The sequence below is a fragment of the Exiguobacterium abrahamii genome (assembly GCF_015645365.1).
Taxonomy (GTDB): domain Bacteria; phylum Bacillota; class Bacilli; order Exiguobacteriales; family Exiguobacteriaceae; genus Exiguobacterium_A; species Exiguobacterium_A abrahamii.
Window position 1 is genome coordinate 159482 of the sequence record NZ_JADOYC010000003.1, and the last position, 12717, is coordinate 172198.

16 protein-coding genes and 1 pseudogene are annotated in these 12717 nt (G+C 46.0%); 8 read left to right on the forward strand and 9 right to left on the reverse strand.

The window, feature by feature from the left end; genetic code table 11:
• Nucleotides 1–33: 33 nt before the first annotated feature.
• The 4 genes from ITJ88_RS11990 to ITJ88_RS12005 form a co-directional block, all read right to left on the reverse strand.
• The gene (locus tag ITJ88_RS11990) at nt 34–600 is read right to left on the reverse strand and encodes a DUF1788 domain-containing protein (protein ID WP_195865813.1); all 567 of its coding nucleotides are present in this window, start codon (nt 598–600) and stop codon (nt 34–36) included.
• Between the two features lie 9 nt (nt 601–609).
• Entirely contained in the window at nt 610–1206 is a 597-nt protein-coding gene (locus tag ITJ88_RS11995; RefSeq protein ID WP_195865814.1) for a DUF1819 family protein, read from the reverse strand.
• Between the two features lie 353 nt (nt 1207–1559).
• Nucleotides 1560–3893, reverse strand: coding sequence for a DEAD/DEAH box helicase family protein (locus ITJ88_RS12000; protein ID WP_195865815.1), 2334 nt, complete (start codon nt 3891–3893; stop codon nt 1560–1562).
• Nucleotides 3890–4213, reverse strand: a complete 324-nt coding sequence (locus tag ITJ88_RS12005) for a nucleoside triphosphate pyrophosphohydrolase (protein WP_195865816.1) — start codon at nt 4211–4213, stop codon at nt 3890–3892. The genes ITJ88_RS12000 and ITJ88_RS12005 overlap by 4 nt, the downstream gene beginning before the upstream one ends.
• An 89-nt stretch (nt 4214–4302) precedes the next feature.
• Between ITJ88_RS12005 and ITJ88_RS12010 the strand changes: the two genes are divergently transcribed.
• A complete protein-coding gene (locus ITJ88_RS12010; protein WP_195865817.1) occupies nt 4303–4692 on the forward strand; it encodes a RidA family protein in 390 nt (129 codons plus the stop codon).
• Nucleotides 4693–4725: 33 nt separating this feature from the next.
• Here the strand turns inward: ITJ88_RS12010 and ITJ88_RS12015 are convergent, their stop codons facing one another.
• Genes ITJ88_RS12015 through ITJ88_RS12025 form a run of 3 tightly spaced genes read right to left on the reverse strand, consistent with a single transcriptional unit; the run spans nt 4726 to nt 5781 of the window.
• Nucleotides 4726–4989, reverse strand: coding sequence for a hypothetical protein (locus ITJ88_RS12015; RefSeq protein WP_195865818.1), 264 nt, complete (start codon nt 4987–4989; stop codon nt 4726–4728).
• Nucleotides 4979–5341 (reverse strand): hypothetical protein, encoded by a 363-nt coding sequence (locus ITJ88_RS12020; protein ID WP_195865819.1) that lies wholly within the window; start codon nt 5339–5341, stop codon nt 4979–4981. The genes ITJ88_RS12015 and ITJ88_RS12020 overlap by 11 nt, the downstream gene beginning before the upstream one ends.
• The gene (locus ITJ88_RS12025) at nt 5338–5781 is read right to left on the reverse strand and encodes a hypothetical protein (protein ID WP_195865820.1); all 444 of its coding nucleotides are present in this window, start codon (nt 5779–5781) and stop codon (nt 5338–5340) included. Before ITJ88_RS12025 ends, ITJ88_RS12020 begins: the two co-directional genes overlap by 4 nt.
• 146 nt (nt 5782–5927) lie before the next feature.
• On the opposite strand from ITJ88_RS12025, the gene ITJ88_RS12030 reads away from it, so the two are divergent.
• From ITJ88_RS12030 to ITJ88_RS12050, 5 genes are all read left to right on the forward strand, one after another.
• Nucleotides 5928–6608 (forward strand): ABC transporter ATP-binding protein, encoded by a 681-nt coding sequence (locus tag ITJ88_RS12030; RefSeq protein ID WP_195865821.1) that lies wholly within the window; start codon nt 5928–5930, stop codon nt 6606–6608.
• On the forward strand, nt 6601–7632 hold the full coding sequence (locus tag ITJ88_RS12035) for an ABC transporter permease (RefSeq protein WP_195865822.1): 1032 nt from the start codon (nt 6601–6603) through the stop codon (nt 7630–7632). The genes ITJ88_RS12030 and ITJ88_RS12035 overlap by 8 nt, the downstream gene beginning before the upstream one ends.
• A gap of 79 nt (nt 7633–7711) precedes the next feature.
• On the forward strand, nt 7712–9784 hold the full coding sequence (locus ITJ88_RS12040; protein WP_195865823.1) for a methyl-accepting chemotaxis protein: 2073 nt from the start codon (nt 7712–7714) through the stop codon (nt 9782–9784).
• Nucleotides 9785–9805: 21 nt separating this feature from the next.
• Nucleotides 9806–10456: a Type 1 glutamine amidotransferase-like domain-containing protein gene (locus tag ITJ88_RS12045; RefSeq protein WP_195865824.1), complete on the forward strand. Its 651-nt coding sequence runs from the start codon at nt 9806–9808 to the stop codon at nt 10454–10456.
• Nucleotides 10453–10860 carry an NUDIX hydrolase gene (locus tag ITJ88_RS12050; protein ID WP_195865825.1) on the forward strand — a complete coding sequence of 136 codons (408 nt, stop codon included), beginning with the start codon at nt 10453–10455 and terminating at the stop codon, nt 10858–10860. The genes ITJ88_RS12045 and ITJ88_RS12050 overlap by 4 nt, the downstream gene beginning before the upstream one ends.
• Nucleotides 10861–10907: 47 nt before the next feature.
• Here ITJ88_RS12050 and ITJ88_RS16320 read toward each other — a convergent pair whose 3' ends face one another.
• A complete protein-coding gene (locus tag ITJ88_RS16320) occupies nt 10908–11264 on the reverse strand; it encodes a GGDEF domain-containing protein (RefSeq protein WP_230088838.1) in 357 nt (118 codons plus the stop codon).
• Nucleotides 11224–12000 (reverse strand): GGDEF domain-containing protein, encoded by a 777-nt coding sequence (locus ITJ88_RS12055; protein WP_370567808.1) that lies wholly within the window; start codon nt 11998–12000, stop codon nt 11224–11226. The genes ITJ88_RS16320 and ITJ88_RS12055 overlap by 41 nt, the downstream gene beginning before the upstream one ends.
• Nucleotides 12001–12145: 145 nt before the next feature.
• On the opposite strand from ITJ88_RS12055, the gene ITJ88_RS12060 reads away from it, so the two are divergent.
• Complete coding sequence (locus ITJ88_RS12060; protein ID WP_023466867.1) at nt 12146–12322, forward strand: hypothetical protein; 177 nt, start codon at nt 12146–12148, stop codon at nt 12320–12322.
• Nucleotides 12323–12501: 179 nt separating this feature from the next.
• Nucleotides 12502–12717, forward strand: a pseudogene (locus ITJ88_RS12065) (RNA-guided endonuclease TnpB family protein); the annotation flags it as partial.

Below are 12717 nucleotides of genomic sequence, written 5' to 3' on the forward strand. Positions count from 1 at the left end.
TCTTATATAAAATCAACTAATCACTATATTTTTTTAATCAACTAAGCGAAATGCTCTATAATAATTATCATCTTTAAACTTACTAAATAATTGCAAAGATTGACCATCATATGTTCCAGGGAAAAACATTACCACCGGTGTCTTATCCAATACTTCTTGAAGGTTATTTAAGATATTGTGCGAACGTACAAATGGATACACTTTTCCTATACCAGTGAGAAATACAACATTATAATCGTCCAGCTGTTCCTTTATCTTCTGTATAAACACTTCCGGTTTGGCAAACGCGGTCATAGCTCTAAATAAGGCATCTTTTCCTTGACGTTCTTCCATATCAAAGATGCGATCAAAGATGCGCTTTTCTTTTGTAATCTCGATAAGCATCTTGTACAAATCGAATTCAATAATGCTTCTCTCAGTTCCCTCATAATCGAATTCTTTTTTTATATGTTCTACATAGTCTCTAACAATAAGTTCATCCTTTGGTTCATAATCAAAAACATAAAAACTAATTTCATTCCCTAAGCCGCGCCCATCAATAAATTTTTCCTCTTTTATTTTTGGAATGATGCTATCTAATCTTGCATTTAAATTCGCCATATTTCCCCCTCATTCACCCATCGCTCGTACGTATCGAACATCGCCTATACGATTAAGATGTTCTTTGATTTGATCGTCAATGATGATATGCCGTAGTTCTTTGCTTTGTCGACTTTTAAGAAATCCACTTTCAAAAAGAACCTGCATAAACGCTCGCTTTAACTTTTCGATATTACTAGCGCTCCAACTCGATATTTTTTCACTCTGCTCTAACTTTGCTTCGAAAAAAAGATTCACATCTTTTTTCTCAATTAAATAATCATTATTGTGTAATTTTTCACTAATTACTTCATTCATAAATTCAAAAAATAGAAGATCGGTCTTCATAATTGCATATAAATTAATTACTTTGCTCATTTCAATAGAACCTTCTACCATATGGATTGCTAATTCTGAATCAATTACATGAGCTCTTTTCATCACTGATGGAAATGTTCGCTTTATTCTTCCTTTATTTTCGAACTGAAATAAATTTTCGTTTATTACTTTGCTACGGATTTCTTCAATAGAAATCCCCTGCTGTTTTAATATAACTACTTGTTTTAATTCAAAAAGAAGATATGAAGCACCATTCATACTAGAAGAATATTCTAATTCTATTGTCATATAATCAAACCTTTCAAACAAGACTTCATACTTGTTTATTTCCACAATAAGATTTTATGCTACTGTTTTTTCCGTTTATCACTTATCTATCTCTACCCTTATTTAAATAAATTTGGATATAGAATTTCTTGGTTTAGTACTTTAATATATAGGCTTTCTATGATTATATTTTATTCTTACTTCATTAGTTAGACAATGTAGACAAAAGAAGTATTTTAGCTATAACATATATTTTAAACTTAGTAAATTAGAAATATATACCTTTAAATAAGACGTGTAGGATTTCTGCAAACAAAAAAAGAACTCTGAATGAGTCCTTTTCCAATGTATATTTTGTTATAATTCGAACATAATTACTTAGAATTGGTTTTATAAATCTCGAAGTAAATATGAAGTCTTAGCACTACAATTTCATATAAGATTTGACATAAATATTTTGTATCTTTTTTTGCTATTTTTATAAATAAAGTTCGACCGTCAAACTCAAACGGCTTCCCCATCTTCGGAAAAGGCATCTTCTTTAATAACCTCTCTACTTTTGCAGAATCAAAAGGACCTTTTAACTCCGCCGTTTGCGCATCCTTCAACTCCCGATACTTCTCCGCATGTAAATACTCATAAAAGAACGGCGCAACTTCTTCGGCCGTAATCGGCTCCATCCACCGCTCTTCTCCCCGCTCAAGCATCGCTAGCAAGACGACCATCTTATAGCTCCGATTCATGATCGTCTTTTCGACTTGTTCAATCAATTCACGATTCGCGTCGTACGCTTCGATTTCTTCGTCTGATAACTCCTGATGCTCTTTCAAGAACCCAACATAAGAACCCCACTCTTGTTTATAGCCTTGTGGAACTGCCGCATATTCTCCAATCTCAACATACGATGGTCGACGACCAAGTTCGTATTTGATTTGTTCATATTGTTCAATCAATCGTAACTTCCGCTGACTTGGTTGCCGGAGTCGATGAATCAATTCCAGTGCCCGCGTATCGAACTCAATCACACAACCGGGCGGTGGCGTAATCGGTTCTGTTTCCCCTCGCTTGAACGACTCTTTCATCGTTCCGAGAAGCTTCAGCTTCGTCTCGACGTTGCGATAGTTCCCAATCAAGTCAATGATGACGCAGTGCGATTTGTCCTGTGCCAAGCGTAAACCGCGTCCGATTTGTTGCGTATAGATGGCGACAGACTCAGTTGGACGACAGAACAGGAGTGTATCGACTTTTGGAATATCGACACCTTCGTTAAACAAATCGACTGTAAAAAGGACTTCAATCTCACCCTGCTCGAATGCTTGCATATGTTGCGCGCGATTCGTCGTCTGCCCTGTCAGTGCAAACGCCGTCGTTCCTTTTTCCCGGAATACTTGCGCCAGATATTCCGCTTGCTTGATCGACGAACAAAAGCCGATCGTCTTCGTTTGCCGATGTTTCTCCCACGAATGATAGATATTACCCGCGACCTCACGATCAAGTTGTCGATGCTCGAGCTGCGATGCATCATAGGTCCGACCGATTCGTCGAATTTGGGAATAGTCGATCGTGTCATGAATACCGTAATAATGAAACGGCGTCAAAAAGCCTTCAGCAATCGCCGCTGTGAAATGCATCTGGAAGGCAACATTATGGTGACAGATCGAATAGACATCCGTACCATCCATTCGGTCTGGTGTTGCCGTCAGACCAAGTAAGAAACGAGGCGTGAAATGATCAATGATTTTCCGGTAACTCGTTGCTGCCGCGTGATGGAACTCGTCAACAATAATGAGATCAAACTGATCCGTTGCAAAACGATCCAAGTGACGCTTTTGCGCCAGCGTCTGGACGGAAGCGAAAACAATCTCCGTCGTCTCCGTGACAGTCCGGTCACTGCCGATATAAAAGCCGGTCTGCCACGCCGGATTGACTTTTTGAAACGAACGCTCCGCTTGCAGTAATAGTTCTTTTTGATGTGCTAGGAATAGAACCCGTGTAAAGTCTCCCGCAAAGAACGCACTCAGGTAGGTCTTCCCTAGTCCAGTCGCAAGCACTGCCAACGCCCGTGTCCGTCCTTCTTCCATCGTTTCCCGTAATGCGTGGAGCGCTTCTTCCTGCACTCGGTGTGGTAGGATTTCTGGTGCAACGACGACTGTTCCTTCGTCGTACTCGACTTCCGGTTCCGCGACATATTGCCGCGCCGCATACTCTTGACGGTAAGCATCTAAGACAACCGGATTCAGTTCTTCTGCCGATTCACTAAGGTAAAGATCCATGAAGGCATCAATCGCATCATCAAGTATCTGTGGTGCGACAGCTTGCGGTAGATGAACGTTCCATTCGATACCGGACCGAAGCGCACTGTTCGAGATGTTCGACGAACCGACGATTGATAAGCCAGTCTCTGCGTTTCGAAACAGATACGCTTTCGGATGAAAAGAGCGTCCGCCTGACCGATAAAAGCGAACTGACAACCCATCAAGCGAAAGCAACTGGGCCAATGCTTCTGGATCGGTGATGTGTAGATAGTCGCCAATCAACAGCCGAATCTCGGCTCCTCGTTGCAAGGCACGACGAAATGCCGGGACGAGCAAGGTGACACCTGACTTCTGGGCAAACGCTGCGACGATATAGACTTCCTCCGCCTGATCAATGGCATCAACGAGTGAGTCATATAAGTGATGCGTCGTCAGCTTCGCTTCCGGGATCAATCCTCGACCTCAATCAGGTAGAGGCATTCTTCGAAGCCGCCGCGTTGTTGCTGTTTCTTCGCTCGGACGGCTTCCAGTTCCTCGACTGTCACGCCATGTGTCTTCGCTAACGCTTGGATCAGCTCCAGTAAATCAGCTAATTCCTCGACAGCTTCTGCGTCTGTCACTGCCTCCTCATATTCAGCCAGTTCTTCATGCAATTTCTTTTTCGCTTCCACTAGGAATTCATGTTCGTTTAACGTGCGGAACGTCGCTTTTTTTCCGTTTTGGTCGATGATGTTTGGAATCGCGTCCCGAACTAATTTATGATAAAGTGGCATATCAATTCACTCCTTTGAAGGGTTGAGGGATATCCGAGTCGAATCACTCGGTGTCGTACATATGTATTTTACAAGAGGAGGTTCTTTTCATGTCTACATTCAAACAAATCGACACAACGAACGCCCCTACTGCAATCGGTCCTTACTCGCAAGGCTTCATCGCAAACGGAACACTCTATGCTTCCGGTCAAATCCCGATCGATCCGGCAACAGGTGAACTCGTACCAGGCGGAATCACGGAGCAGACGGAACAAGTCATGCGCAACGTCGATGCCATCCTGAAAGATGCAGGACTGACACCAGACCGCGTCGTCAAGACGACATGCTACTTAACGAGCATGGAACACTTCGCTTCTTTTAATACGATCTATTCCGATTACTTCGCACCGCACAATCACTTCCCAGCTCGGTCTTGTATCGCGGTTAAGGAACTACCAAAAGGTGCATTAGTTGAAGTCGAGATCTTAGGACTCGTGTGATCTGATCGCTACGCACTCGCTGCGTAGCGTTTTTTATCGCAGTCCCCAGCGTCCTGTTCCTTTTCCGGTCTCACTGTAAAAAAGGTCCTGCTCTCCCCGGTACAATTCACACTCACTCGCATGCAGGTAGATCAATTTTCGAATACGTGCCTCGAGTCCTGCTTCTGATGTAAACCGTGATAGATCCAAATGTTCTATTTGTCTGACGCGCTGGTAGATATCAATTAAGTCGAGTGGCGATTGTCGTTCTAGGATTCGTTGAATTACATCAAGTAACCGTTGGCTCTCATCCGTCATATCCCTCTAACTCCTTTTTCATCACTTTGTTTTGAATCGCATTCATCACAATTGGTATTTGCACGACCAGATTCAAGACGCTGACTCCAAGAACCAGTTGACTGGCTGTCAATGGTTTGAAATATCCTTCGCCGTATCCTTCCCCTACACTAAGTGCGATCCCATACGAAATCGCAAACGAGACCATATTGCCGATGACGATGTATTTTGGTTTTCCACTCCGTGCAAGTGAATACGATAGAGCACCGAGTCCAAACAAAAATAAGACGTACCCTAAAATCGAACCCTCTTTCCAATCAAGGTAAGGTCCAAGCCACGCAAACGGAATCAGATACAATAGTGCTCGTTTCATTGTTCATCCTCCCATTCTTCATCTTCTCGATTACTCCCGGCATTATAATAACCGTATAAAAGTTCCCGAATCATCCACCATCCAGGTGGATAGATATTTGATCCTGAAAGTTTCTCTGTACCATTTTCTGTCGTCACATGAATTTCCCAATCCGTGCCGTCACAAATCATAACGCCTTCAGGATACGGATAGTTTCGCCAAACTTCTGCATCGAACCGATCCGACCACATGTCGATTAAGTAGATGTCCTCTTCCGTCAGCTTTCTGAATAATGGATGCTCTTCTTCATCTAAAAAGAGACGCCCCTTCGGATACCATGGACCTAATAATCCTTCCTCATCTTCCGCACGAATCGTTCGACTTGCACGGTCCCACCAAAACGTCTGTCCTCTTCCCATACCGGACTCACGGAAATAAATTCGTTCGACTGTTTGCATCATGATCATCCTCTAAAATTGATATTTCCATTATAGCCCATTTGTTATTTTTAACCTGTTACATTTTTTAGTATGGTTCTACTGATTTCTGTTGCTGTGAAACATTTTTCTTCTTCTATCAGTAGATGTAGTGAAAGGAGATGTTTCACATGCATGTATCCATTCAACAAGCCGGTTATGACGTCGGTCAGCCCGTCTTACAAGAGATCACGTTTTCCTTACACCCTGGATCCATTACCGGTTTGATCGGTACGAACGGTGCAGGAAAAAGTACGACGATTCAAGCGATGTTCGGTACGCTACCTTGGGTCGAAGGAGAGATCGATTTACCAGTCTCACTCGCCTATATTCCGGAGCAGCCAACCTATTATGAATATTTGACGCTCGCCGAGCACCTTGAGCTGGTCGCCTCACTCCACGAGACGGATCATGCCTATACAGAACGACTCTTAAAGACGTTTGAACTGCATGCCGTCACAGGTGACTATGTATCTTCTTTCTCTAAAGGAATGAAACAGAAGGTCATGCTCGTCTGTGCCTTGATGCAACGCGCAGACTGCCTGATCATCGATGAACCGTTCGTTGGTCTTGACGCGGTCGCAACGATTCGCTTGTTACATTTACTCGAAGCAGAACGAACGCGTGGCGTAGCGATTCTGCTCGTCACCCATGTCCTTGATTCCGCGGAACGTCTGTGTGACGACTTTGTCTGGATTGATCAGGGGCGTATCAAACATCAAGGAACACTCGCTCAAATCGGTGAAGCCTCTGGTCAGCCCGGTGCCCGCTTGTTCGACATCATGGAAGCGATGGTGCTCGAGCATGATTGAAACCTTTTTAAAGCAACGGATCCGTCGACGGCATGCGGAACAGCGTCGCTTCTTTCGAGAAATTTTCGATTGGACAATCTTGCTGTATCTCGTCATTCCAGTCGGTCTGTTCATCATCTATGAGACGATGCAGATCTTAAACGGTCAAGCGGACTGGGTTCAAACGGTTCCGGTCGCTTGGATTTTACTCGGATGGATTCTGTATGGATTCCTGCCCGCCTTTTACACCTGGTTCGAACCAGCAGATCGCCTCTTCTTCAAACCGGTTCCTGGAGCGATCGTTCGAATGAAGTGGTATTCCGTTCGGTATCACTTCGTGCGGATTTTTCTATTGACTGCCGGATTACATTTACTCTGTTTTCCCTTACATCGCATCCGGTTTGACCAATCTAGTATCACCGTACTGCTGATTAGTCTTGCGCTCTCTTTGCTCCAACCATTCTTTAGCTTTTGGACATACCGGTTATCTGGGCAACGGTTCTTGCGGAAATGGAGCGGTCATCTCGTCCTGGCAACCGGACGCATCACTCTGTTGCTCCTGCTTTGGCTTCAACCGCATTCTGTCCTCTTCGTCGTTGCACTGTGTGTGTTGCTGTTCGGATCCCTTCATGTCCGGCACTGGTCGCGGCGTGAGGACAGATTAACGGAGGATATCCTGTTGTCAACGAAACGACAGTCGAGTTTATCGGCGACCGTCCTTGAATTGAACGGTGCCTTACCGAAGCCGTCTCACCGAAAGCGTCCGTTCCTTCATCTGCGATTATTCAAGCAGACGCACCAGCAACTTCCGTTGATCACGTATCTGCGGGATCCGAGTAAACGTCGTTTCTTACTCCAGCTGTTTGCTGCGATGAACTACGGTCTTCTCGTCTTACCATGGATCGGACGCGGTCTCGTTTTCGCTTTCGTCCTGTTCGTTCTTTATCAGGAAGTAAAACAACATACCCAATGGTTCAGACAGCAACGTTTCTATCGGCTCATTGACTCGAATTCTAAAGCACCTAAGGAAAATAAAGTAATTTAAAATATATGGTAATGAAGTACTTTTCCCCCATTTCCTTTCGTACACTAAAAGAAATCCAATAAGAACGGAGTGTGTGCGGATGAAGTGGGGTTTGTATCCGAAAATGTTACTCGCTTTTCTCGGTCTTGCAATTGTACCGATCGTCTTGATCGGCTCGTTCTTGTATGTCGAAACAAAAGGTGCGTTGACAGACGAGGCCTATTCAAAGCTTGAAGCGATTCGTGATGCTAAAAAAGCAACAATCACGCAACATATCGATGAGAAGTTCTTGAATCTCGAAGCGTTAGCTGAAAATGAACAAGTCCAGCAGGCATTCGCTCCTTTAACGAAACAGTTTGCGGACGGTGGACTGGCGAATGACGCCTACCAACAAGAAGCGAAGAAATTCGATACGTATTTCAATCAGTACATCGAACAGTTCGGCTTCTATGACGTCTTCTTCATTGATCCAGACGGAAATGTCGTCTATACGGCGTTCAAGGAACCGGACCTCGGTCAGAATGTGGTCACGGGTGATCTCAAATCGTCTGGGCTCGGAAAAGCCTATCAGAATGCCTTGACACAACAAAAAGGCGTCATCGCCGATTATGCGTATTACGAACCGTCACAAGCTCCCGCTGCCTTCTTTGCGATCCCCTATGTTGATCCAAAGACGAAGCAACCACGCGGGGTGCTTGCGCTGCAGCTCGACGGAAATAAAATTAATAAAATCATGAAAACAACGGCTGGTCTCGGTAAGACCGGTGAATCGTATCTCGTCGGTGCCGATCAACGTCTACGGTCTGATTTCCGGGCAACGAAACAGACCGAAGTCGGCGAAAAACGCATTCAATCGACGCCGGTCAAACAAGTCATTGCTGGTCAGACGAAAACGACAGAAACAACGGACACAGATGGTCATGAAGTCGTGACATCCTTCACACCCCTTAAAATCGCTGGTCTTAACTGGGGATTGATCACAGAAGTCCATACGGAAGAAGTCTTTGCTTCCTTGTCTGATTTCGTCCAAAAGCTATTGATTGCGTTAGTGGCGTTAATTGCTCTCGTTGCACTTGCTGCAATCCTCTTTACACGCACGCTCGTCCGACCAATCCGCGCGTTACTGCACAGTGCGGGTGCGATTGCCGAACACGATTTATCACAGCCCGTCGTTGCGACGTCACGTGATGAGATTGGACAGCTCTCCCGTTTATTCGAGACGATGCGCCTATCTTTGATTGATCTCGTGAAACGGGTCGATACAATGTCACGGACGATTGATGACTCTCTCGCAGAACTCGTCGTTGAAGCCGAAGAAACAGGACACGGAACGAAAGAGATGGCACATGCGATGACCGGCATCGCCGCGACCGCCCAGCAACAGTCCGGCGCGTTCGATGGACATACAGCGTCCTTACAATCCTTGACGGCAACAATCGAGCAGACCGCGCAGACATCGGCTCTCGTCGTCGATAGCGCCAGCCGTTCGGAAAGTCTTGCGACGACCGGGCGTTCGGATCTCCATGCAGTCACAGAACAGATGCAATCGATTCAAAACGCGATTGACGAAGCCGCCGATAAATCACGTCGCGTTCAAACCGCTTCTCAAAATATCTTAGAAATCATCAGCATCATCGAATCGATCGCTAACGAAACGAACCTCCTCTCGTTGAATGCTTCGATCGAAGCGGCCCGTGCCGGGGAACAAGGCAAAGGATTCGTCGTTGTTGCACGCGAGATTCAAAACCTTGCCAATCAATCAAAACAATCGATGGGACGTGTCCAGGAGACGATCGATTCAATCCAACGCGAGACAAAACAACTCGAGGACGCGATGGCACGCGGAACCATCGCTGTTCAGGACGGTGTCGTTCGTGTCACGGAAGCGACGCAGTCATTTGATTCAATCGTCACCCAGTCCAAAGGGGTCACCGTTGATATGTCGGCCCTTTCGGAAACGAACCGGGATGTCTTATCAACCGCTTCGCACCTCGTCGCGCAAGCCGAACAATTACGTGCTGGGATCGTTGCCAGCGCGCAAGACAACCAACAGGCATCCGAGCAATCGCTTACCTTCAGTGAACGAATGGATGTCGTGCATACGCTAACGGAAGAGATTTATACGCTCTCACGTGAGTTGCACGAGACAATCAACCGCTATACACTCGATTAAACTTGAAAGGAGACATGCCTCATGCCGACTCACTTATTTCTCTTTGGAGGCGGTCCTCCTTTTACACCGCACTTACGAACACGATTTGCCGCATTAACGAATGGTGGACCGGTCGCGATTCTATACGTTCCGCGGACCGGTAAGGATTGGACGAGTTACGCCTCGATTTATACGAAGCCGTTACAGGAAGATGGCATCTCATCTTTCGTCCATCTGCCACTATCTAACGCACCAACAGACGGACAACTTGCGCAATTGAAGCAATGTCAAGGCATCATCATTTCTGGTGGTGAGACCGAATTGTATCAACGCTACCTTGTCGATACGGAAATCGGTGACATCATCCAGTCGCGTTTCGCAGATGGTGTTCCGGTCGTCGGCTTTTCAGCTGGTGCCCTCGTTTCGCCCGAACGGTGTATCATTCCGGAGATCGACCAACGCGACAATCAACGTCTTCGCTTGCCTGGTCTTGCCTTACTGAAAGACGCGGTCGTCTGTGTGCATTATGAGACATGGGGCGAAGCTGCTCATCTCACGCAATCTTTTACGGAAGAAAGCACAGACCGTGCCTTCGGACTTGCTGACGAGAGCGGGATCTATCTACGCGATCAGTACCTCGTCGAAACAGAAGGAATCGATCCCGTCATATTGTTGGGGAGTCCCGTCGTATGACAGCAATCGTTCCTGCCGTCAAAGGCATCATCATTCACGAGCAACGTCTTCTGATCGTCCGCCGGGCTGCTGCTGACTTCGGTGGTGGGACGTGGGAATGTCCGGGTGGCAAGATCGACTTCGGTGAATTGCCAGTCGACAGTCTAGTTCGCGAGATAAAAGAAGAGACACAATTGACGGTGACTCCGGAGCGTCTACTTTATGCCTCGAGCTTTCTGACGCATCCCGATCGGCAAATCGTTCTCTTGATGTACGTCTGTTCGACGTATCAAACGGACGTTCAATTATCAGAAGAACACGACGCTTATCTCTGGGCGGACGAAACAACGATCCGTCAGTTGATTGCCCCGAACATTCTGGCTGATTTTGAACATTATGATGTATTTTCGTTACTGCATCGCTAAACACAACTGCCCCGCCTGACCAGTTGGTCAAGCGGGGCAGTTGTTATTTACAGTAAAGGATCTCGGTAACAGACGACGCGATTTCGTCCAGTTTGTTTGGCTTCATATAACGCTAAATCTGCCTTTTGGACAGTCTCAAATACGGTTGATGCTTGATCGGAAGAGGCAGCCCCTAGCGATAATGTGACGTGAAAGACGGAGTACTCCTTGTAAACGAAGTGTTGATCAGCGCAGGCAGATCGAATCCGCTCCCCGAGCCTTTCCGCTTGTCGGAGTGGTACGTCCGGCAACAGTAAGACAAACTCTTCACCACCGTATCGACCGACGACGCCTTGTTCCGGACAATACGATTGTAGGAGATGACTAAGTTGCCGTAAGACGACGTCCCCCCCCTTCGTGACCATATGTATCATTGATTGATTTAAAATGATCGAGATCAAGAATGAGGACGGAAAAGACCGTTCCGTTTTGAGCATACTCGGCTAACGTTTCATCTAGCTTCCGGCGGTTTCCGAGTTGCGTCAGCCCATCCGTTAAAGCCAATTCTTGTTGCGTGTGGACGAATAAAAAATGCTTTCTTAGTTCCTGTAAGAAACGATAGGTGACGTAACCACCAATCATGATGACAATAATATAGACGAGCGCAATCTCTAAAAACCGCTCGAACGTGTTCGTTAATAAATAGAGCGCCGGTAAGCTGTATGCGATCCCTGTTCCAAGCAACACGAGATAATCTTTCATCCGTTGAGCAGCGAACCGGCGATAAACCGTTGCTGTCACGAGTAACGCGACACAAATCAAGGTCGTCAGGATCAGTCCTTGATATTCGCCAGCTGGTGTCACCGCAAATCGGGCGCCAATGATGAACAGCATCGTGATGCTACCGCTGACTAACCCTCCGTAAAAGTACGCCGTAACAAGTGCAACGAGACGCAAATCAATCTTTGCGACGTCATAGGAGATACTGTTGAAAATCAACAGTGCACCAATCAAACCGGCGATACAACCAATCGCTAGTCGGACTTGTAAGGAGGAGTTGGGCGAGATTCGCTCAATCCGTCGTAGTGGTAAAAACGCGAACAGCAATGTCGCGATCAATAGTGAAAAGTTCAACAATAATGAATTGAACAACGTAAGCACGACGACATCCTCCTCATCCCATTTTAGATGTTTACTCTATTCCCGTCAGATTACACATTCCCCTCTTTTTCCAAGGTTTTCAAACAGGAGGAGAGGGAATCAAACAAATATGTCTATCGTCTACATCATTAAGGGGGAATTTGTTATGGACCGTCAAGCTGAGAAGCGTAAAAGTAAGATGCCGTTCTTCATCATTCTTGTCATCGCTATCTTCGTCATTGTTGCTGCTGCGTTGATCATTTACGTCACATCTGAACCAAAAGAAGAGACACAAGCACTTATGACCCATCTTGCAACTGTCCTTCCGATTTACGTGAATTAGATTCACAAGACCTTTACAGAATGTACGAGCGAGAAAGCCCACTCCTTTAGGAGTGGGATGATAGCGAGTTCGGGGACGGGGTGTCTTCAGACACCCCGTCCCCGACGTTCTTCCTGATGAAATGCATTTATAGTAAATCTATAATGGAGTTGATTATTAGGATGAAGGAGGTGTCAAAGATGAGTCAAGTCGTCACGGTAGAAGTTCAAATCTATGCCACGCGTCGTCAGGATGCCATCCTAAAAAGAATGGGCAAGACCTATATCCAGACCGCCAACCGAGTCGTGGCGAACATGGTCGCCTCCGAGGACGGGAAAAGGTGGTCGAGCAAGGACATCGACACCCCCCTTCCGAGCGCCGTGAAGAACCAACTCGCAGGAGATGCCGTCGGCATC

Coding starts and splice junctions, on each gene's coding strand:
- ITJ88_RS12030 (WP_195865821.1), top strand. CDS start 5,928: ATGCATGTATCCATTCAACAAGCCGGTTATGACGTCGGTCAGCCCGTC.
- ITJ88_RS11995 (WP_195865814.1), bottom strand. CDS start 1,206: ATGACAATAGAATTAGAATATTCTTCTAGTATGAATGGTGCTTCATAT.
- ITJ88_RS12015 (WP_195865818.1), bottom strand. CDS start 4,989: ATGACGGATGAGAGCCAACGGTTACTTGATGTAATTCAACGAATCCTA.
- ITJ88_RS16320 (WP_230088838.1), bottom strand. CDS start 11,264: ATGGTCACGAAGGGGGGGGACGTCGTCTTACGGCAACTTAGTCATCTC.
- ITJ88_RS12005 (WP_195865816.1), bottom strand. CDS start 4,213: ATGCCACTTTATCATAAATTAGTTCGGGACGCGATTCCAAACATCATC.
- ITJ88_RS12020 (WP_195865819.1), bottom strand. CDS start 5,341: ATGAAACGAGCACTATTGTATCTGATTCCGTTTGCGTGGCTTGGACCT.
- ITJ88_RS12050 (WP_195865825.1), top strand. CDS start 10,453: ATGACAGCAATCGTTCCTGCCGTCAAAGGCATCATCATTCACGAGCAA.
- ITJ88_RS12035 (WP_195865822.1), top strand. CDS start 6,601: ATGATTGAAACCTTTTTAAAGCAACGGATCCGTCGACGGCATGCGGAA.
- ITJ88_RS11990 (WP_195865813.1), bottom strand. CDS start 600: ATGGCGAATTTAAATGCAAGATTAGATAGCATCATTCCAAAAATAAAA.
- ITJ88_RS12045 (WP_195865824.1), top strand. CDS start 9,806: ATGCCGACTCACTTATTTCTCTTTGGAGGCGGTCCTCCTTTTACACCG.
- ITJ88_RS12010 (WP_195865817.1), top strand. CDS start 4,303: ATGTCTACATTCAAACAAATCGACACAACGAACGCCCCTACTGCAATC.
- ITJ88_RS12060 (WP_023466867.1), top strand. CDS start 12,146: ATGGACCGTCAAGCTGAGAAGCGTAAAAGTAAGATGCCGTTCTTCATC.
- ITJ88_RS12040 (WP_195865823.1), top strand. CDS start 7,712: ATGAAGTGGGGTTTGTATCCGAAAATGTTACTCGCTTTTCTCGGTCTT.
- ITJ88_RS12025 (WP_195865820.1), bottom strand. CDS start 5,781: ATGATGCAAACAGTCGAACGAATTTATTTCCGTGAGTCCGGTATGGGA.